This is a genomic window from Parabacteroides johnsonii DSM 18315, assembly GCF_025151045.1.
GTDB classification, from domain to species: Bacteria; Bacteroidota; Bacteroidia; order Bacteroidales; family Tannerellaceae; genus Parabacteroides; species Parabacteroides johnsonii.
Genome location: NZ_CP102285.1, coordinates 1,229,366 through 1,248,654, shown reverse-complemented (window position 1 = coordinate 1,248,654; position 19,289 = coordinate 1,229,366). Strand labels below are relative to the sequence as shown.

The 19,289-nt window shown below is 47.9% G+C and carries 15 protein-coding genes; 12 read left to right on the top strand and 3 right to left on the bottom strand.

Annotated features, from left to right (window positions below; translation table 11 throughout):
* Positions 1-12 precede the first annotated feature (12 nt).
* The 8 genes from NQ564_RS05055 (at position 13) to NQ564_RS05020 (ending at position 10,593) form a co-directional block, all read left to right on the top strand.
* Positions 13-1,707 carry an alkaline phosphatase gene (locus NQ564_RS05055; RefSeq protein ID WP_129649859.1) on the top strand — a complete coding sequence of 565 codons (1,695 nt, stop codon included), beginning with the start codon at positions 13-15 and terminating at the stop codon, positions 1,705-1,707.
* 293 nt (positions 1,708-2,000) lie between these two features.
* On the top strand, positions 2,001-3,107 hold the full coding sequence (locus tag NQ564_RS05050; protein ID WP_008158055.1) for an efflux RND transporter periplasmic adaptor subunit: 1,107 nt from the start codon (positions 2,001-2,003) through the stop codon (positions 3,105-3,107).
* 11 nt (positions 3,108-3,118) lie between these two features.
* Positions 3,119-6,313, top strand: a complete 3,195-nt coding sequence (locus NQ564_RS05045) for an efflux RND transporter permease subunit (RefSeq protein ID WP_008158057.1) — start codon at positions 3,119-3,121, stop codon at positions 6,311-6,313.
* A gap of 3 nt (positions 6,314-6,316) precedes the next feature.
* On the top strand, positions 6,317-7,678 hold the full coding sequence (locus NQ564_RS05040) for an efflux transporter outer membrane subunit (protein ID WP_008148658.1): 1,362 nt from the start codon (positions 6,317-6,319) through the stop codon (positions 7,676-7,678).
* 197 nt (positions 7,679-7,875) lie between these two features.
* Complete coding sequence (gene pyrB, locus NQ564_RS05035) at positions 7,876-8,796, top strand: aspartate carbamoyltransferase (RefSeq protein WP_008158061.1); 921 nt, start codon at positions 7,876-7,878, stop codon at positions 8,794-8,796.
* 16 nt (positions 8,797-8,812) lie between these two features.
* The gene (pyrI, locus tag NQ564_RS05030; protein WP_008148653.1) at positions 8,813-9,277 is read left to right on the top strand and encodes an aspartate carbamoyltransferase regulatory subunit; all 465 of its coding nucleotides are present in this window, start codon (positions 8,813-8,815) and stop codon (positions 9,275-9,277) included.
* Between the two features lie 18 nt (positions 9,278-9,295).
* Positions 9,296-9,862, top strand: a complete 567-nt coding sequence (locus tag NQ564_RS05025) for a flavin reductase family protein (protein ID WP_008148650.1) — start codon at positions 9,296-9,298, stop codon at positions 9,860-9,862.
* 2 nt (positions 9,863-9,864) lie between these two features.
* The gene (locus NQ564_RS05020) at positions 9,865-10,593 is read left to right on the top strand and encodes a porin family protein (RefSeq protein ID WP_008148648.1); all 729 of its coding nucleotides are present in this window, start codon (positions 9,865-9,867) and stop codon (positions 10,591-10,593) included.
* A gap of 195 nt (positions 10,594-10,788) precedes the next feature.
* On the opposite strand, the gene dnaJ is transcribed toward NQ564_RS05020, so the two are convergent.
* Both dnaJ and NQ564_RS05010 read right to left on the bottom strand, forming a co-directional pair.
* Complete coding sequence (gene dnaJ / locus NQ564_RS05015) at positions 10,789-11,946, bottom strand: molecular chaperone DnaJ (protein ID WP_008158068.1); 1,158 nt, start codon at positions 11,944-11,946, stop codon at positions 10,789-10,791.
* Positions 11,947-11,988: 42 nt separating this feature from the next.
* Positions 11,989-12,591, bottom strand: a complete 603-nt coding sequence (locus tag NQ564_RS05010; protein WP_008148644.1) for a nucleotide exchange factor GrpE — start codon at positions 12,589-12,591, stop codon at positions 11,989-11,991.
* A 232-nt stretch (positions 12,592-12,823) separates the two neighbouring features.
* Here NQ564_RS05010 and NQ564_RS05005 point away from each other — a divergent pair, with 232 nt between their 5' ends.
* Genes NQ564_RS05005 through corA form a run of 3 tightly spaced genes read left to right on the top strand, consistent with a single transcriptional unit; the run spans position 12,824 to position 17,830 of the window.
* Positions 12,824-14,242, top strand: a complete 1,419-nt coding sequence (locus tag NQ564_RS05005; RefSeq protein ID WP_129649857.1) for a PDZ domain-containing protein — start codon at positions 12,824-12,826, stop codon at positions 14,240-14,242.
* A 15-nt stretch (positions 14,243-14,257) separates the two neighbouring features.
* A complete protein-coding gene (locus tag NQ564_RS05000; protein WP_008148638.1) occupies positions 14,258-16,735 on the top strand; it encodes an endonuclease MutS2 in 2,478 nt (825 codons plus the stop codon).
* Positions 16,736-16,747: 12 nt separating this feature from the next.
* The gene (gene corA, locus NQ564_RS04995) at positions 16,748-17,830 is read left to right on the top strand and encodes a magnesium/cobalt transporter CorA (RefSeq protein WP_008148636.1); all 1,083 of its coding nucleotides are present in this window, start codon (positions 16,748-16,750) and stop codon (positions 17,828-17,830) included.
* On the opposite strand, the gene NQ564_RS04990 is transcribed toward corA, so the two are convergent.
* Positions 17,827-18,423, bottom strand: a complete 597-nt coding sequence (locus tag NQ564_RS04990; RefSeq protein ID WP_008158077.1) for a recombinase family protein — start codon at positions 18,421-18,423, stop codon at positions 17,827-17,829. The two genes, corA and NQ564_RS04990, sit on opposite strands and share 4 nt — an antisense overlap.
* A gap of 335 nt (positions 18,424-18,758) precedes the next feature.
* Here NQ564_RS04990 and NQ564_RS04985 point away from each other — a divergent pair, with 335 nt between their 5' ends.
* On the top strand, positions 18,759-19,145 hold the full coding sequence (locus NQ564_RS04985; protein ID WP_039848157.1) for an HYC_CC_PP family protein: 387 nt from the start codon (positions 18,759-18,761) through the stop codon (positions 19,143-19,145).
* The last annotated feature ends 144 nt before the right edge of the window (positions 19,146-19,289 follow it).

The window sequence follows — 19,289 nt, the reverse complement described above, 5'->3', positions numbered from 1 at the left end:
TATAAATCATAAATGAAAAAAGCAATCTCACTTCTCCTGTTACTGGCTATCATCTTCATGCCGGCAAAGGCTCAGGATGTAGAAAACGTTAAGCCGGTGAAGAATGTCATTCTTCTGATCCCGGACGGGACATCGCTGGCAACTGTTTCCATGGCGCGTTGGCTGCAATGGTATACCAACCCCGACAAACCGAAATTGAACATCGACCCGTATCTCTGCGGGACAGTCCGCACACATTCTTCGAATGCACCTATCGGAGACTCGGCCCCTACGACTTCCTGCTACATGACAGGACAGCCCAGCCGTACAGGCTACGTTTCCACTTATCCGGAGAACGACGGCGACAACGATATCTACCCGACCGATCCGGCACGCGCTTTCCAACCGCTAACAACCGTCCTGGAAGCGGCCAAAATAAAACAGGGCAAATCGACGGGACTGGTTTTCACCTGCGAATTCCCGCATGCGACACCGGCCGACTGCTCCGCCCACAGCTACAACCGTGGCAAATATGAATGGATCGCCCCACAGATGGCTCACAACGACCTGAACGTCGTGATCGGAGGCGGCACCAGCCTGCTTCCCGAAGAGAGCGAAGCCTACCTGAAAGCGAACGGATATGGTGTCTTTAAGAATGACATCAACGGTATGCGTAATTATAGCGGTAACAATATGTGGGCTTTGTTCGGAGACAGGGAAATGGCTTACGACATCGATCGCGACCCGGCCCAACAGCCTTCTCTGGAAGAGATGACTCGCAAAGCGATCGAAAAGTTGTCTCAAAACCCGAACGGTTTCTTCCTGATGGTGGAAGGCAGTAAGGTTGACTGGGCTGCACACGCGAATGATCCGGTCGGCATGGCCACAGATATGTTGGCTTTCGACCGTGCTTGCGGTGCTGCCCTCGAATTTGCCCGTCAGAATGGTGAGACTGCCGTAGTGATCGCTCCTGATCATGGCAACAGCGGTATCAGCATCGGGCGTGCCGATTGCAAAGGGTACGATAAACTGAGCAAAGACCAACTCTTCCACCAGTTTTCCTTGTATAAGCTGACCGCCGAAGGTTTTGCCAAAAAGGTGAACAGTGTACCGGCATCCGAAGTACAGAACGTATTCCGCACATACGCAGGTTTCGAACTGACACCGGAAGAGTTGGACGCCTTAAACCATTGTAAAGACTATAAGAACAGCCCGATCCCGGAAAACGAACGTTCGACCAAAGGCAAAGGTTCTTTATACAGCGGTTCTTTGACGACTTTCATGTCCAAGTTGCTTACCTCCAAAACTTGTTTCGGTTTCACAACCGGCGGCCACACCGGTGAAGAGGTGTTCCTCGCTGCTTACCATCCTGACCGTGCAAGCCTGCCTCTCGGTATGCACACGAATATCGAACTGAACCATTATCTCTGCGCCCTGTTCGGCATGACACACGACACGCTGGAAGAACTGACAGCCGGCAACTTCGCTCCTCACACGGAAGTATTCAAAGATTTCAAATGTGAAATCGTTCCGGCTAAAGACGAAAAAGGTTCTCCTTCATTAGTTGTAAAGAACAAAAAGAAGCAGATCAACATCACGCCGTTCAGCAACATCGTGACGATCGGAAAGAAAGGACAGGAAGAAATCCGCCTGAATTCGGTAATCGTGTATGTTGACAAAAACAACACATTTTATCTGCCGGCCAAACTGGTAGAATATCTGCAATAAAAACAAAGACGATAGCAGGGTGGTGTGCCAAGTGCGAGAACAAGTACATTTGACACACCGCCTTCTTTCTCTCTCGTGAAACCTTATCTCCCCCCATTAACCGGTTCTCTTCTTCTAAATGCCCGAATTACAAACCACACAGTAAAACGTTATAGTTATTTGTTTTTTTTCAATCATTCTTTTCTTAAAATATCTATACAGTATCAATACAGGAGATTTATATAGACTTTTAGACAAATAAGACCGATCTTTTTTGAAATACATTTGCGTCATTTCTAAAATAATAAATGAATATGACAAGAGCAAATGCAAAATGGATACGGCTGATGGCAGTTATCGGCTGTACGACTATGTGGATGGCATCCTGCAAACATGCACCGGATGCGCAGATGAAAGCATCTTATGCGACGATGAAAGTTTCTACTGCAGACAAAGAGCTGACAACACCTTATTCGGCCACGATCCGCGGTCGCCAGGATATTGATATTTATCCGCAAGTATCGGGAACTATCGAACGACTGTGTGTGACAGAAGGACAGGTCGTACGGAAAGGACAATTACTTTTCGTCATAGATCAGGTTCCTTACAAGGCCGCTTTGAAGACGGCCCAGGCAAACGTGGAAGTGGCAAAAGCAGCTTTGGCTACCGCCGAGCTGAACTACAGCAGCACAAAAGAACTGTTTGCGAAAAAGGTTGTTTCCGCTTTTAACCTGAAAACAAGCGAGAACAGCTACCTGACCGCCAAAGCACAGTTGGTCCAGGCCGAAGCCCAGGAGCTGAACGCCCGCAACAACCTGTCTTATACGGAAGTTAAAAGTCCGACTGACGGTGTTGTCGGTATGTTGCCTTACCGTGCCGGGGCATTGGTCAGCGCCAGTATTCCCCAACCGCTGACAACGATTTCGGACAATTCGAATATGTATGTCTACTTTTCCATGACGGAAAACCAGTTGCTGGCCATGAGCCGCCAATACAAAAGCATGGACGAAGCGTTGGAAAACATGCCGGAAGTGTCGTTGAAACTGAACGACCAGTCCATTTACGAGCAGAAAGGAAAGATCGAATCGATTAGCGGGGTGATCGACCGGAAGACCGGAACAGTCGGCGTACGTGCCGTATTCCCCAACGAATCCCGCCTGCTTCATAGCGGAGCCTCCGGCAATGTGCTCATACCGCAGGCCTACAAAGACTGTATCATTATTCCTCAAGGCGCAACGGTTCGTTTGCAGGACAAGACGATTGTCTACAAAGTAGTGGACGGTAAAGCCGTTTCCACATTGATTACCGTAGCTGAAATCAGCGACGGCCGTGAATACATCGTACTCGACGGATTGAAGGTAGGCGAAGAGATCGTATCCGAAGGAGCCGGATTAGTACGTGAAGGAACGCAAGTTAAATAAAGGATCGAAGTATGAAAGGAAATATTTTTATTAAACGGCCCGTTATGGCCATCTCCATCTCCATTCTTATTTTGGCGATCGGATTGATTTCGCTCTTTACCTTGCCGGTCGAGCAATATCCTGACATCGCGCCGCCTACGGTCCACGTATCGGCGACTTATACCGGTGCGGATGCCGATGCGGTGATGAACAGTGTCATCATGCCGTTGGAAGAAAGTATCAACGGTGTAGAAAACATGATGTACATGACTTCTACTTCCACCAATGCAGGTTCGGCAAGTATCGAAATATATTTCAAACAAGGGACGGACCCTGACATGGCGGCTGTCAACGTGCAGAACCGTGTAACGAAAGCACAGGGTTTATTGCCCGCCGAAGTAACCCGTATCGGTGTCAGCACCCAGAAGCGACAGACCAGTTTTTTGCAGATCGACGCACTTGTTTGCTCCAATGGACGTTATGACAAGACATTTCTCGGAAACTACCTCGACATCAACGTTATCCCGCGTATCAAACGTATCGAAGGCGTAGGCGACGTGATGGAGTTGGGCGATACCTACAGTATGCGTATCTGGCTGAACCCCGAACGAATGGCCCAATACGGACTGGTTCCTTCGGATGTGACTTCCGTATTGGGAGAACAGAATATCGAGGCTCCGACCGGTTCGCTGGGTGAAAACTCGAAAAACGTTTTCCAATACACAATGAAATACCGCGGACGTTTGAAGAGCGTGGAAGAATTCCAGAACATCGTCGTCCGGGCTCAGGAAGACGGTTCGGTATTGCGCCTGAAAGATGTCGCCAAGGTCGAGCTGGGGACATTGAGTTACGGCTTCGACAGCCAGATGGACGGTAAGCCGGCCGTGACATTCATGATCTACCAGGTAGCCGGCTCTAACGCAACGGAAGTAAACGAACGTATTGCCGCCGAATTGGAAAAGATGAAAGAGGAATTGCCTACAGGAACGGAATTTATCACGATGATGAGCTCCAACGACTTCCTCTTCGCTTCTATATATAATGTGGTAGAAACGCTGATCGTGGCAATCATCCTCGTAATCCTTGTGGTGTATTTCTTCCTTCAGGACTTCAAGAGTACGCTGATCCCGTCTATTTCGATCATCGTTTCGCTGATCGGTACATTCGCCTGTCTGACAGCCGCCGGATTCACGATCAACATCCTGACCCTGTTCGCCCTGGTGCTTGCCATCGGTACGGTGGTGGACGACGCGATCGTGGTGGTGGAAGCCGTACAGGCGAAATTCGATGCGGGCTACACCTCTTCCTACCAGGCTACAAAAGACGCGATGGGCGACGTAACGATGGCCGTTATCTCTTGTACCTGTGTGTTCATGGCCGTGTTCGTGCCTGTAACTTTCATGGGTGGTACTTCCGGTATCTTCTATACGCAATTCGGTGTGACGATGGCGACCTCCGTAGGTCTTTCCATGATTTGTGCATTGACGCTCTGCCCTGCCCTGTGTGCTATGATGATGCGCCCAAGTGATGGGAATAAGAGTGCCAAAAGTATTAACGGCCGTGTACGTGCCGCCTACAATGCCTCTTTCAACGCCGTGTTGGGTAAATACAAGAAAGGCGTCATGTTTTTCATCCATCACCGTTGGATGGTATGGGCCGGACTGATCGCATCCGTTATTCTGCTGGGCTGGCTGATCAGCAATACTAAAACAGGCCTTGTCCCGCAAGAAGACCAGGGAACCATCATGGCGAATGTAGCCATTGCTCCGGGTAGTACGCTGGAAGAGACCGGCAAGGTGCTGGACAAGGTAGAGGACATCCTGAAGAATACCCCGGAAGTAGAACATTACTCCCGTGTAGCCGGTTACGGCTTCCTGGCAGGTCAGGGTACCTCCTACGGTATGGCAATTATCCGTTTGAAAAACTGGGATGAAAGAAAAGGTGCCGAACATGTTTCCGATGCGGTGGTCGCACGCCTGAACGCACAATTCGCCCAAATCAAAGAGGCGCAGATATTCTGCTTCCAGCCGGGTATGATTCCGGGCTACGGTTTGGGTAACTCTATCGAGTTGAACTTGCAGGACCGTACGGGTGGAGATATGAGCACTTTCTACGGCAACGCCATGCAGTATATCGGGGCTCTGAACCAACGTCCCGAAGTGGCGATGGCCTACACTTCTTATGCCATGAACTTCCCGCAGATATCGGTCGATGTGGACGCAGCCAAATGTAAACGGGCCGGCATTTCACCTTCGACGGTTCTCGACGTATTGGGTAGTTATTGTGGTGGTGCATATGTCTCTAACTACAACCAATTCGGAAAAGTATATCGTGTGATGTCACAAGCCTCACCGGAATACCGTCTTGACGAACAAGCCTTGAACAATATGTTCGTCCGCAACGGAACGGAAATGGCTCCGATCAGCCAGTTCGTAACCCTGAAACGAGTACTCGGACCTGAAGTGGCCAACCGTTTCAACCTCTTTAGCTGTATCACAGTCAATGTGAATCCGGCACCGGGATATTCCACCGGTGAAGTGCAACAGGCCATCGAGGAAGTGGCTGCCCAGATGCTGCCGACAGGATATGGATACGAGTATGGCGGTATGGCACGTGAAGAGGCCAATACGGGAGGCTCGCAGACACTCTTTATCTATGCGGTCTGTATCTTGCTTATCTACTTGATCCTGGCTTGTCTGTACGAAAGTTTCCTTGTGCCTTGGGCCGTTATCCTGTCTGTTCCGTTCGGTTTGATGGGCTCGTTCCTGTTTGCCAAACTGTTTGGATTGGAAAACAACATTTACTTGCAGACCGGTGTCATCATGTTGATCGGACTTTTGGCCAAGACGGCGATTTTGATTACCGAGTTTGCCATCGAACGCCGTCGTAAAGGGATGGGTATCGTCGAATCGGCTTATTCGGCCGCACAAGCCCGTTTGCGTCCTATTTTGATGACTGTACTTACGATGATCTTCGGTATGCTTCCGCTTATGTTCGCATCCGGAGCCGGAGCCAACGGTAACAGTTCATTAGGAACAGGTGTTGTCGGCGGTATGGCAGTCGGGACATTGGCATTGCTGTTCGTCGTGCCGGTATTCTACATCATTTTCGAATACATGCAAGAAAAAATCCGTCCGCCGATGGAAGTGGAAACCGATATGCAAGTTGCGTTGGAGAAGCAAAAGAGCCAAACCGAACGTGACGGTTTAAACAATGAAAATAAATAAGGTATGAAGAAAATAATCATATTGACAACCGCAACCGCTCTGTTGAGCAGTTGCGGCATATACACCAAATATCAACCGGCCGAAACGACTCCGGACAACCTATACGGAGAAGAGGTGGCTGTCGATGATACGACCAACTTCGGTAATGTGAACTGGCGGGAACTTTTTACGGACCCGCAGTTACAGGCTCTTATCGAACAAGGGTTACAAAACAACACCGACCTCCGGTCCGCCCAATTGCAGATCGAGGAAGCGGAAGCGGCGTTAATGTCGGCGAAGCTCGCTTTCCTACCTTCGTTCGCACTTTCCCCACAAGGAACGATCAGCAGTTTCGACGGAGGGAAAGCGACTAAAACATACACGCTGCCTGTCACAGCCAGTTGGGAATTGGACATTTTCGGACGTCTGCGCAATGCCAAGCAACAGGCCAAAGCGCTGTATGCCCAAAGCAAGGACTACCAGCAGGCCGTGCGTACCCAGTTGATAGCCGGGATCGCCAATGTGTACTATACATTGTTGATGTTAGATGAACAGTTAGCCATTTCGCAACAGACAGAAGAATCTTGGAAAGAAACGGTAGCTTCTACCCGCGCATTGATGGATGCCGGATTAGCCAACGAAGCAGCCACTTCCCAGATGGAAGCGGCCTACTACAGTGTGCAGACTTCCATTCTCGACCTGAAAGAGCAGATCAACCAGGTCGAAAACAGTCTCGCCCTGTTGCTTGCCGAAACTCCTCGCCGCTACGAACGCGGAAAGCTGGCAGACCAGCAGCTCCCGGAAGACGTGGCAGTCGGCGTACCAATGCAAATGTTATCAAACCGCCCCGACGTGCGTGCAGCCGAACGTTCGCTGGAACAGGCATTTTACGTGACCAACCAGGCTCGTGCCGCTTTCTATCCTTCCATCGTACTGAGCGGAAGTGCCGGATGGACCAACTCGGCAGGGAGCATGATCGTCAATCCGGGCAAATTCTTGGCTTCGGCAGTCGGATCGCTCACACAGCCGTTGTTCAACAAAGGACAGATCATGGCCCAATACCGCATCGCCAAAGCACAGCAGGAGGAAGCAAGCCTGTCTTTCCAGCAGGCTTTGCTGAATGCCGGCAGCGAAGTCAACGACGCTTTGGTCGCCTGCCAGACAAGCAAAGCCAAGACGGTCTTGTTCGAAAAGCAAATCCAATCTCTGGAAAAGGCTTTGGAAAGTACCTCGTTACTGATGGAGCACGGTACGACCACCTATCTGGAAGTGCTGACTGCCCGCCAGTCCTTGTTGAGCGCACAGTTGTCGCAAACAGCTAACCGGTTCACCGAGATACAAAGCGTGATCAACCTTTATCAAGCTTTAGGCGGCGGTAGAGAATAAGAAAACATTTTTTATCCATAAAAGCCAAAAACCTTTTAAACCGGACCTTTTACCTATTCCATAGGACCTGTTTCAGAAAAGTATTCAAACTTCGATGAAACAGGTCCTTTTTTATCGAGCGAAAAATACGCGGAGCCATGACATTGTCTATTCATTTTTTTATACTTTTGTGGGCATAAGACAGAATATACACAACAATGAAAAGTAAAAGTTTAGTTTCTATCGATCAATGTTCCAAAGAGGACATTCTTCGTATTCTGGATAACGCCAGGAAGTTTGAAGCAAATCCGAACCGTAAGGTGCTGGAAGGCAAAGTCGCAGCGACCTTGTTCTTCGAACCCTCCACCCGTACACGCCTGAGCTTCGAGACTGCGGTAAACCGGTTGGGTGGCCGTGTGATCGGTTTCTCCGACGCTTCCACGACCAGTTCCTCCAAAGGCGAAACACTGAAAGATACCATCCTGATGGTAAGCAACTACGTCGATCTTATCATTATGCGCCACCATCTGGAAGGCGCCGCCCGTTATGCTTCGGAGGTCACGGACGTACCTATCATCAATGCCGGCGACGGAGCAAACCAGCATCCTTCCCAGACAATGCTGGACCTCTATTCCATCCAAAAGACACAAGGCAAACTGACCGATCTCAACATCACGATGGTAGGCGACCTGAAATACGGACGTACCGTACACTCTCTGATAGTGGGTATGTCTCATTTCAATCCGACATTCAACTTCATCGCACCGAACGAACTCCGTATGCCGGACGAACAGAAAAACTTCTGCGACAAACATGGTATCAAATACAACGAATATACCGAATTTACGGAAGACATCATCAACCAGACGGATATTCTGTACATGACCCGTGTACAACGCGAACGTTTTACCGATCTCGAAGAATACGAACGTGTGAAGAATGTGTATATCCTGAAGAATGACATGCTGAAAAACAGCCGTGAGAACCTGCGTATCCTGCATCCGCTGCCTCGCGTTAACGAAATCGCTTATGATGTGGACGATAATCCGAAAGCCTATTATATCCAGCAGGCACGCAACGGCCTGTTCGCCCGCCAAGCCATCATCTGTGAAGTCTTAAATATCCAAATTGACAATTGATAATTAACAAAAAGTTATGTCAGCAGAAAAGAAAAAAGAATTGCAGGTAGCCGCTTTGGAAAACGGCACTGCCATCGATCATATCCCCCCCAGCCAGTTGTTTAAAGTAGCCAAATTACTGGGACTGGAAAACATGAACAATACGATTACGATCGGAAACAATTTCCATAGCAATAAAATGGGTTGCAAAGGCGTGATCAAGATCTCCGACAAATTCTTCTGTGACGAAGAGATCAACCGGATCGCCCTGATCGCCCCGAACGTGATCCTGAACATTATCCGCGATTACGAAGTGGTGGAGAAAAAGGCCGTTACCTTACCGGACGAATTGGTTGGGCTCGTAAAATGCAACAATCCGAAATGTATTACCAATAATGAACCGATGCCGACTCGTTTTGATGTAATAGACAAAGAGAAAGGTACGATCAGATGCCATTATTGCGAACGCAAGATCAATAAAGAAGACATCATCGTTAAATAATTAACAACGGCAATTGCTATGAAACACGACTGGAAGCCCGGCACGATGATCTATCCGCTGCCTGCGGTAATGGTTAGTTGCGGTTCTGAGCCTTCAGAATACAATATTATAACTGTCGCGTGGGTGGGTACGATATGTACCAACCCGCCGATGTGTTATATATCCGTCCGTCCGGAGCGCCACTCCTATCCGATCCTCAAAAAGAACATGGAATTTGTGATTAACCTGACAACCCGCCGATTGGCTTATGCAACCGACTGGTGCGGTGTCAACTCAGGAAAAGACCATGCCAAATTCGAGGAGATGAAGTTGACGCCGGGGAAAGCCTCGGTCGTAAGTGCCCCGATCATCGAAGAATGTCCGCTCTGCATCGAATGCCGGATAAAAGAAGTAATGGCCTTAGGTAGCCATGACATGTTTATCGCCGATGTGGTGAACGTGCAGGCCGACGACCAATATCTGGACCCGGAAACAGGCGCTTTCGATATGCAGCGTGCCGACCTGCTGGCTTATTCGCATGGCAAATATTATGGATTGGGCGACTTTGTCGGTAAGTTCGGCTGGTCGGTCAGAAAGAAGAAATAGTCATGAAGAAAATTTACCTTATATTGCTGATACTTCCATTCTGCTTCCCGGCCAACGCCCAAAAGTTTATTAAGATCGAAGATAAGACATTCAACTGGGGAGGAAAAGTCGGAGTCAATGCCGCGCTTCCGATTGTCAAAGCGTTGACGATCGACAATCAGGAAATGGAAGACATACGTCTGCAATATAAGGTAGGTTACCAGGCAGCCGCGTTTGCACGGGTCAATATCGATCGTTTCTATATCCAGCCCAGCTTGGCATGGCAATATACGGAAGGTGACATACGTTTCAACATACCACAGACAGAAAGTAGCCTGCCTGACGGAACAAACACCCAAATGCCTATCGGCAAGAACCGGATTACCTATAAGTCCGCCACATTAGAAGTCCCGGTGATGGTAGGTTATTATCTGGTAAAAGAGGGTCCATACGCATTAAGCATGATGTTCGGCCCCAATATCAAATACAATTACAAAACTCACTACAGCACAGATATGACAGACAGGCCCCGCGAGTTTGAAGACGATAACACGCCTTTCGGTATCGGTATCGCCGCCGGACTGGGAGTCAGCATTTGGCGTCTGTTCCTTGACTTCAGCTATGAATTCGGCTTGAATGAAGTTGCCTCCGATTTCCGTGAGATAGGTAAGACCGAAGCCAACCAGAAAGGGACTCTCAACATTGAAAAACGGACAAACATAATGAGTTTCTCACTGGGTTTCCTGTTCTGATCCTTTCATTGTCAAACCATTTAATAAAAAAGGAGGTGTGTCGAAACTATCCTGTTCCCGCGCTTGACGCAGGATCGCATTAAAGCCAGCCCTATAAAAATCTGATTGATAAGGTCTGTCCTTTTGCGGCCCCGCATCAAGTGCGGGGACAAGGAGATTTTGACACACCGCCTTTTTTACCAAACTTCACAAACGTCAATCAAACATATGTCTGAACTTATCGAAAATCTTCTCCTTGACAGATTTCTTCGGTTGGAAATTGGGAGAATTCTCCAGGCCGTTCATGATATCCTTCTCTGATGCGGATAACGTTTCCGGAATATAAACACTTACGTTTACGAGCAGGTCTCCTGTTCCATAACTATTGATAGACGGTAGCCCTTTGTTCCGCAAACGGAGCACTTTACCCGGCTGGGTCCCCGGTTCGATCTTAACTTTTGCCTTGCCGTCGATGGTCGGAACTTCAACCGTGCCGCCCAGAGCAGCCTGGGGCACACTCAGCAACAGGTTATACAGAATGTCGTTCTCGTCACGTATCAGTTCCGGATGCGGTTCTTCTTCGACTAGGATCAGCAGATCGCCGTTAATCCCCCCATGACGGGCTGCATTCCCCTTTCCACTCATGGAAAGCTGCATGCCTTCCGCCACACCGGCCGGAATATTGATCGTGATCACCTCGTCGTCACGCACGATTCCTTCACCGTTACATTCGCTACATTTCTTGGTGATAATCTTCCCTTCGCCTCCACAGGTCGGGCAGGTTGTCTGTGTCTGCATCTGTCCTAAGATCGTATTGGCTACACGGGTGACAACACCGCTGCCATGACAGGTTTCACAAGTCTTGGAACTGTGATCGTCCTCCGCCCCGCTGCCGTGGCATTTCGAACAGGTCACATATTTCTTAACCTTGATCTTCTTTTCAACTCCGGTCGCGATCTCTTTCAGGTTCAACTTTACTTTCACACGCAAATCCGAACCACGATTCACCCGGCGACCGCCACGTGAACCGCCACCAAAGCCGCTGAACCCGCCAAAGCCACCGAAATGTCCGCCAAAGATGTCTCCAAACTGAGAGAAAATATCATCCATAGACATTCCTCCGCCAAAGCCACCGCCCTGCGAAGCACCTCCTACTCCGGCATGACCGAACTGATCATAACGCTGACGCTTCTGAGGATCACTCAATACGTCGTACGCTTCAGCAGCCTCCTTAAAGTTTTCTTCAGCCTGCTTATCACCCGGATTCTTGTCAGGGTGGTACTGAATCGCCTTTTTACGGTAAGCTTTCTTTATTTCTTCTACCGAGGCAGTCTTCTCGACGCCCAGCACTTCATAATAATCTCTTTTAGCCATCTTCGTATCTGTCTGTTGTTATTTGCTCATTATCCTGTCGTATTATTCGCCTACTACAACTTTAGCATGGCGAATCACCTTATCGTTCAAAGTATAACCGGTCTGCACACAATCCAGAACCTTGCCCTTCATATCGGGTTCCGGTGCAGGAATCATGGCGACTGCTTCAGACGTTTCAGCATCGAACGGTTCACCGACAGTTTCGATCGGTTTTACATTCTGATGAGACAGGTAAGACATGAATTTCGAATAGATAAGTTCCACTCCCTCCGTAACAGCCTTTATATCTTCAGCCGAACGGATATTCTGCAAAGCACGTTCGAAATCGTCGACAACAGGGAGCAGGTGAGTCAAAGCACTTTCGCCACCGTTCTTGATCAGCTCGGACTTTTCGCGCAATGTACGTTTACGGTAGTTATCGAACTCAGCCATCAGGCGCAGGTGGGAATCATTCAGTTCGTCATATTTCTTCTTAAGTTCTTCCAACTCCTTCTGCTCCGGACCTTCATCCGTCACATTGTCAGATGCGGCATTTTCTTCTGCCGCATTTACCTGTTCATCCTGCAATTTTGTCGCGTCATCAGCACCCTGGCGTTCTTTTTTGTCAGCTGTTTCCTTCTTACTATTAAAATTCATCTTGTTCATAATCAATTATATATTTTCATTACTATCTAATTGTCAATAAGATATCAAACCTATATCACTCATGTGACCTGCCTGCCGGCACCATTCTTGTCGATATCAATCACCAATATAACATCAAATATACTGCCAACTGTTCTTATAGAACGAAAATATCTTTACCTTTGTGTAGTAAAAGATGATTTATTGTCATAGCACAAAAATATAGGATTAATAAAACAATAAGAAATTAATTATGAAGAGAGCGATTTTGTCAGTTTTACTGCTATTTGCATTTCTTACCGGTTTTGCCCAAAACCGGAATATCTGCCGATTAGGAATTACATACGATATCAGTCAAAGTGACCACTGGGGGAAAAGCAAACCGGTTATTACCAGTGTCATCCCTTATTCGCCAGCAGAACTTGCAGGTATTAAAACCAACGATCTCATTATTGCTATCGACGGCGTGCAAACAACAGATATTTCGCCCGAAGAGATCGGTGAAATGCTGAATCCCGCCGGGAAAAACGAAGTATTGCTGACGATCGGCAATTTGGCAACCCCGGCTAAGCAGGTGCTTGTCAAAAAAGAATGCAAAAAAGGGAATGCGATTACCGAAGAACAACTGGCCACCGCTTTTTCGATGTACAGCCTCGAAACAACTAGCGAAAGGGAATTTGTCTGCCCGTTCAAGACAACCGTGACAGCCGACCCTGTAGATTTCGGAAAGTTCAAGACTTTTGCCTTCTCTGCCATAGACGAGAATAACAGCAAACTGGAAACGGCCATCAACGAAAGCATCGAAAAGGAGTTGACCAAGAAAGGAATGACAGTCGACACAGACCGTCCCGACATCATAGTACAGACCTTCTATTTCTTCGATAAGAATCCGAACTATAAAGGAGCGAACAAGATCCTGGTCGAAAAAGAGCCGATCTATCGCTATAACTTCAATCACAGCAAGATAGAGACATTCCCGTTCCTGAACTCGATGTCTGCAGAAGCGGAAGCGGAGTACCTGCTCCAGTTCGGTTTCCGCCTGATCGACCAACGTGACGTACCGGGCCGCATCCTGTGGGAATGCGAAGCAAACGAGCTGTTGGAAGACTCATACCGCCTGGATGAATATGCCCGTATCCATGCACCATTGATGTGCATGCAATATCCGTACGTCAAATATCAGCGTAACGTGCCGTTCAAGGTCAATCAGAAAACCTACAACTACACGGGGCTGAGTTACGATATCGACCGTATGGAACAGATCGCCGACGTCGATAAAAACTCACCTGCCTATGCAGCCGGATTACGTCCCCGTGATATTGTAGAGAAAATCAACGACCAGAAAATGAATTACACGGCAGAAGAGTTCTCCTCCGCTTACAAAGGATTTATTACCAACACGATGAAATACCGCGATCCGAAAACCCAGTTTACGGATGCCAACGGTTTCAGACGTTGTATGTTCTGGGATACATTCAAATACCCGCAGGTAGCCGATGCGATCCAGAAATCCGGCAACAAGGCCGCCTACTCATATTTATATTATTACGCCCCGTATATCAACCCATCCGGCAACAACGCCTGTACGTTCGATATCAAAAGGGGGAAAAACAAAATGGAAATCATCGTCCGCCCGACCATTCGCCGGTCTGTGACGGTCGAAGTTAAATAAAGCATTTACAAGAACGTGATATACCCGCAAAATTTCGAACAGAAAACGGGCTTCGATAAAGTCCGCCGTTTAATTTCAGAAAAATGTTTAAGCCCGCTCGGAGAAGAGCGGGTAGCAGAGATGGGGTTCTCTGCCGATTATCAAACCGTAACCCGACGTCTGGAACAGACCGACGAATTTGTCCGCATCCTGCATGGAGAAGACGAGTTTCCCGCCAGTTATTTTTTCGATGTACGCTATTCGTTGAAGCGGATACGTCCTGAAGGAACCTGGCTGGATGAAAAAGAACTATTCGACCTGAAACGTTCGCTCCAGACAATCAACGACATTATCCGTTTCTTCCGTCCTTCCTTGGAAGAGAAAGAAGAAATCAAGTATCCGGCATTGACCGCCCTTGCCGGCGATATCCTGGTATTCCCGCAACTGATCGGGAAGATCGATGCAATCCTCGATAAATTCGGACGAGTGAAAGACAATGCCTCTCCTACACTGGCACAGATACGAAAAGAGATCACGGCCACCATGAGCGGTATCTCCCGTAGCTTGCAGTCGATATTACGAGCCGCCCAATCGGAAGGTGTAGTAGATAAGGATATTACTCCCACTATGCGCGACGGGCGCCTGATGATCCCGGTCGCTCCGGCCTTCAAACGAAAGATCAAAGGAATCGTGCACGATGAATCAGCCAGTGGCAAAACCGTTTTCATCGAACCGGAAGTCGTTGTGGAGGCAAACAACCGCATCCGCGAACTGGAAGGTGACGAACGACGGGAGATCATGAAGATCCTGACGGAATTTACAAACTTCATCCGTCCGTTAGTACCCGACATCCTGCAATCCTACGAGTTCCTGGCCGAGATCGATTTCATCCGTGCCAAAGCATTGTTTGCCGAGCAGGTAAACGGAATCAAGCCGGTTGTCGAGGACAAACAACAAATTGACTGGATACGCGCCGCACATCCCCTACTCTTCCTTTCGTTGCAGAAACAGAACAAGCAGATCGTCCCTTTGGATATTCTTCTGGAAGAGAAAAAGCGTCTGCTGATTATCTCCGGTCCGAATGCGGGTGGTAAATCCGTCTGCCTGAAAACGGTCGGATTGCTGCAATATATGCTGCAATGCGGTCTGTTGATCCCCGTATATGAAAGCTCGAAGACGGGATTATTCGAAAACCTGTTTATCGATATCGGAGATGAACAAAGTATCGAAAATGACCTGAGTACCTACAGTTCACACCTGACGAACATGAAGTTTTTCGTCAAGAACTGCAACAGTAAGACTTTAATCTTGATCGATGAGTTCGGTAGCGGTACGGAACCCCAGATCGGAGGTGCGATTGCCGAAGCCCTGTTGGACCGTTTCAACCGGAATCACAGCTACGGCGTTATCACAACTCACTACCAGAACTTGAAGCATTTCGCTGAAGACACGGAAGGGATCGTTAACGGCGCCATGCTCTATGACCGCCACCTGATGCAACCGCTCTTTAAGCTGTCGATCGGTAATCCGGGAAGTTCTTTCGCCGTCGAGATCGCCCGGAAGATCGGCCTGCCGGAAGATGTCATTGCGGATGCGTCCGCTAATGTCGGCTCCGACTATATCAATATGGATAAATATCTACAGGATATCGTTCGTGACAAACGCTATTGGGAAAGCAAGCGACAGAATATCCGCCAACAAGAAAAGAAGCTGGAAGATATTACCGCCCGCTACGAGCAGGATTTGGAAGCCGTAAACAAACAACGGAAAGAGATCATGCGTAACGCCAAGGAAGAGGCACAGCGTATCCTTTCCGAAGCCAACGCAAAGATCGAAAACACGATCCGCGAAATCAAAGAGGCACAGGCAGAAAAGGAACAGACCAAGCTTGCCCGCAAAGCCTTGGAAGAATTCAAAGCCTCTGTGATAGCAGCCGAAGAAGAGGACGACAAGATCGCCCGCAAAATGGCAAAATTACAGGAACGCAAAGAACGTAAAAAGCAGAAACAAAACGCGCCGGCCTCCAAGCAGGTCTTTAACCGTGATGTCATAGAAGCTGGCGACAACGTCCGCCTCAAAGGACAAGTCTCTGCCGGAACCGTTATGGAAGTTCAAGGAAAGCAGGCAGTTGTAGCATTCGGCATGATCAAGAGCACAGTCAAGTTGGAACAACTGGAGAAGGTCAGCAAAGGACAAATCAAGAAAGAGATCCAGAAAAGTACTTTTGTCAGTGTCCAGACAGCGGACGATATGCATGAAAAGAAATTGAACTTCAAGCAGGAGATAGATGTTAGAGGTATGAGAGGGGACGAAGCCTTACAGGCCGTTACTTACTTTGTGGACGATGCCATACAGGTTGGTGCCACTCGCATCCGTATCCTGCACGGGACAGGGACAGGCATACTTCGGCAGCTGATACGCGATTACCTGCACACTGTTCCGGGCGTGCGCCAGTATCACGACGAACATGTACAATTCGGAGGTGCCGGCATTACGGTTGTGGAACTCGAATAAAGACAAACAGATATGAGGCGAAAAGAATATGTACATCCACATAAGCGCAAGCATATTTCGAACCGGCATCTTGCCGACCGGTATTTCTATGCCGGCGAACATGATACCGTCACTCGGATCAGCCTCACACAATACAATGCCGATATCCTGCACACACGGGAGATCAAGACAAATGAAACGTCATTCAAAAAATTTGTCGACGAGAACAGCATCAATTGGTTCCAGGTTAGCGGCCTGACTGATTCGGAAGCGGTCACGCGTATCGTCAACGAATTCGGGATGCACAACCTGGATGCCAAAGACATTCTGACTCCCCAACACGTAGTCAAGATAGAAGAGTACGACAAACATATGCTTATCGTACTCAATTCTTCCTATTACGACACCAATATGGAGATCAACTCCGAACATATCAGCATCCTGATCACAGGAAATGTGGTGATCAGTTTCACGGAAAGCAACAATCCGGTCTTCGAAAACGCCTACAAAGCCATCGAATCCAACATGCTGAACATCCGCCGGAAAAACAGCGGACTGCTTCTGGCATTCCTTTTGAATACGATTATTGCCAATTTAGTGGAATCAGCATCCAAAGTGGAAGAAATGCTTGAAGATATAGAAGAAACCCTGCTCGATATCAAAAACGACCAGGGCAATATGGGGCTGCTTATCCAGCAACGTCGGAAAGAATATATGGTTATCCGCAAGAACAGCCAACCGCTGAAAGAACAATTTGCCAAACTGCTGCGCACCGAGAATGGGATCATAAGTCCCGACATCCGTCCCATCTATAACGATTTATCCGACCAGTTGCAGTTCATCATCCAGACAACCGAGAGTTGCCGGGAAATCATATCCTCCCTGGTCGATCTATACATATCCAATAACGATCTACGCATGAATGCGATCATGAAACGCCTGACAATCGTCTCCACAATCTTCATCCCACTCACATTCCTAGCCGGTATATGGGGAATGAACTTCAAGATGATGCCGGAATTGGACTGGCAATATGGATATGGCATAGCCTGGTCACTCATGCTGCTGACAGCAATCTCGACCTGGCTATACATGCGGAAAAAGGACTGGTTTTAGAGCCCGTAGTTCCGCTTAAACATATAATAGGTATTTCTGGAAACATTAAAACGTTTACAAATCTCGAAAACGGTGTCCCCACGTTCGAGCATGCTGATCACCTCTTCTCTATTCGCATCCAGGAAAGACTGTTTTGCAGCCGATCCCTTCGGACGGCCTAACGGCCCTCCCGTACTCTTTTTATGATTCAAGGCCTCTTTGGTACGGGTAGACATCAAGCTGTGTTCGATCTCCGTCACCAGCTTGAACACGTTTCCCATAACCGGCAAGTTCAATGCCTGGTCCAGGATATACCGATCCCTTATACTATAGATCTGAACGCCTTTTTCCATGCATCGCCCCATAATCTCCATTACTTCCGACAAAGTTCGCCCCAAACGGGAAATATCCGACAAGACCAGACTATCGCCTTTTTGCATACGATCCAGTACCATCGCAAGATTACGTTCATCTTCCTTTTTGCCGACAGTGACATCCGTAACCCACTTATCGACGTTCATATCATGATCCGAAGCATAGCGTTTAATCTCATTTTTCTGTTCTTCCAGAAGTTCTTTGTTTGAAGTTCCTACTCTTAAATAAGCTATTACCATATTTCCAGCAACTTAATAATTAAAAAAACGTAGAACCAAAATTTATTTTTCGGTGAAGATACGAAAAGTAATTATAGCACAATAGCTAAACTTTCCATTTTATTTAAAGAAAATGTTAGTATTCCGCTCTTTGACACAATAAATTAAATCGTATGCTAAAAACTATCGGACTAAAAATGAAATAGCTAACAAATTATCCAATAACCGGGGATTTATGACCTCTTTCGCTTTTCACCCGTAATCGACACTTCTCCCCCGATATAAGTATTTTGAACATGTTTATCATTTTTTTTGCTTTCCGTTCTGCCGGACACTTCTTATATTTGCAATTACAAATGAAAAGGTTTTTGATTGTCATATTCGCGTTGCTATATATCGGATTGTCTTCCGGTATAACATTGACACTTCACCACTGCATGGGTAAGCTGGTCGAAGTAAACATGTGGCAAGACGAAACCTGCAATACTTGCGGAGCCAAGCATACTCACAAGTCCTGCTGCTCTACCGAAACACAGTTTATAAAGATATCGGACGACCAGAATGTCGACCAGTTGCAAGTGATCAAACATGTACCGGTGGCAATCGCCCTTCTGTTTGATTTGAGGGATCTATATAACCTGACGGAGACGGAACAAGGAACCACCCTTCCCGCATATGCCGACACTCCATCCGAATGGAGCGGGACAGACCGGCTCATCCGTCATTGTACCTTCCTTATTTAGCTGATAGCAGCCCCTCGCAGGCCCTTTCACCCTTTATATAGAAGGGCGGACCGCTCTTTTGTCTTCATCCCAGACAACAAAAAAGAAAAAATTCTGTTTCCTCTGTGTGTACCAGAGGTAATCGCAGTGTATCAAAATGTATCT

Bases quoted from the DNA above. Each gene is read 5' to 3' on its own strand.
- NQ564_RS04990 (WP_008158077.1), bottom strand. From the start codon at position 18,423: ATGGTAATAGCTTATTTAAGAGTAGGAACTTCAAACAAAGAACTTCTG.
- pyrB (WP_008158061.1), top strand. From the start codon at position 7,876: ATGAAAAGTAAAAGTTTAGTTTCTATCGATCAATGTTCCAAAGAGGAC.
- NQ564_RS05055 (WP_129649859.1), top strand. From the start codon at position 13: ATGAAAAAAGCAATCTCACTTCTCCTGTTACTGGCTATCATCTTCATG.
- dnaJ (WP_008158068.1), bottom strand. From the start codon at position 11,946: ATGGCTAAAAGAGATTATTATGAAGTGCTGGGCGTCGAGAAGACTGCC.
- NQ564_RS05025 (WP_008148650.1), top strand. From the start codon at position 9,296: ATGAAACACGACTGGAAGCCCGGCACGATGATCTATCCGCTGCCTGCG.
- NQ564_RS05050 (WP_008158055.1), top strand. From the start codon at position 2,001: ATGACAAGAGCAAATGCAAAATGGATACGGCTGATGGCAGTTATCGGC.
- NQ564_RS05040 (WP_008148658.1), top strand. From the start codon at position 6,317: ATGAAGAAAATAATCATATTGACAACCGCAACCGCTCTGTTGAGCAGT.
- NQ564_RS05045 (WP_008158057.1), top strand. From the start codon at position 3,119: ATGAAAGGAAATATTTTTATTAAACGGCCCGTTATGGCCATCTCCATC.
- NQ564_RS05005 (WP_129649857.1), top strand. From the start codon at position 12,824: ATGAAGAGAGCGATTTTGTCAGTTTTACTGCTATTTGCATTTCTTACC.
- NQ564_RS04985 (WP_039848157.1), top strand. From the start codon at position 18,759: ATGAAAAGGTTTTTGATTGTCATATTCGCGTTGCTATATATCGGATTG.
- corA (WP_008148636.1), top strand. From the start codon at position 16,748: ATGAGGCGAAAAGAATATGTACATCCACATAAGCGCAAGCATATTTCG.
- pyrI (WP_008148653.1), top strand. From the start codon at position 8,813: ATGTCAGCAGAAAAGAAAAAAGAATTGCAGGTAGCCGCTTTGGAAAAC.
- NQ564_RS05020 (WP_008148648.1), top strand. From the start codon at position 9,865: ATGAAGAAAATTTACCTTATATTGCTGATACTTCCATTCTGCTTCCCG.
- NQ564_RS05010 (WP_008148644.1), bottom strand. From the start codon at position 12,591: ATGAACAAGATGAATTTTAATAGTAAGAAGGAAACAGCTGACAAAAAA.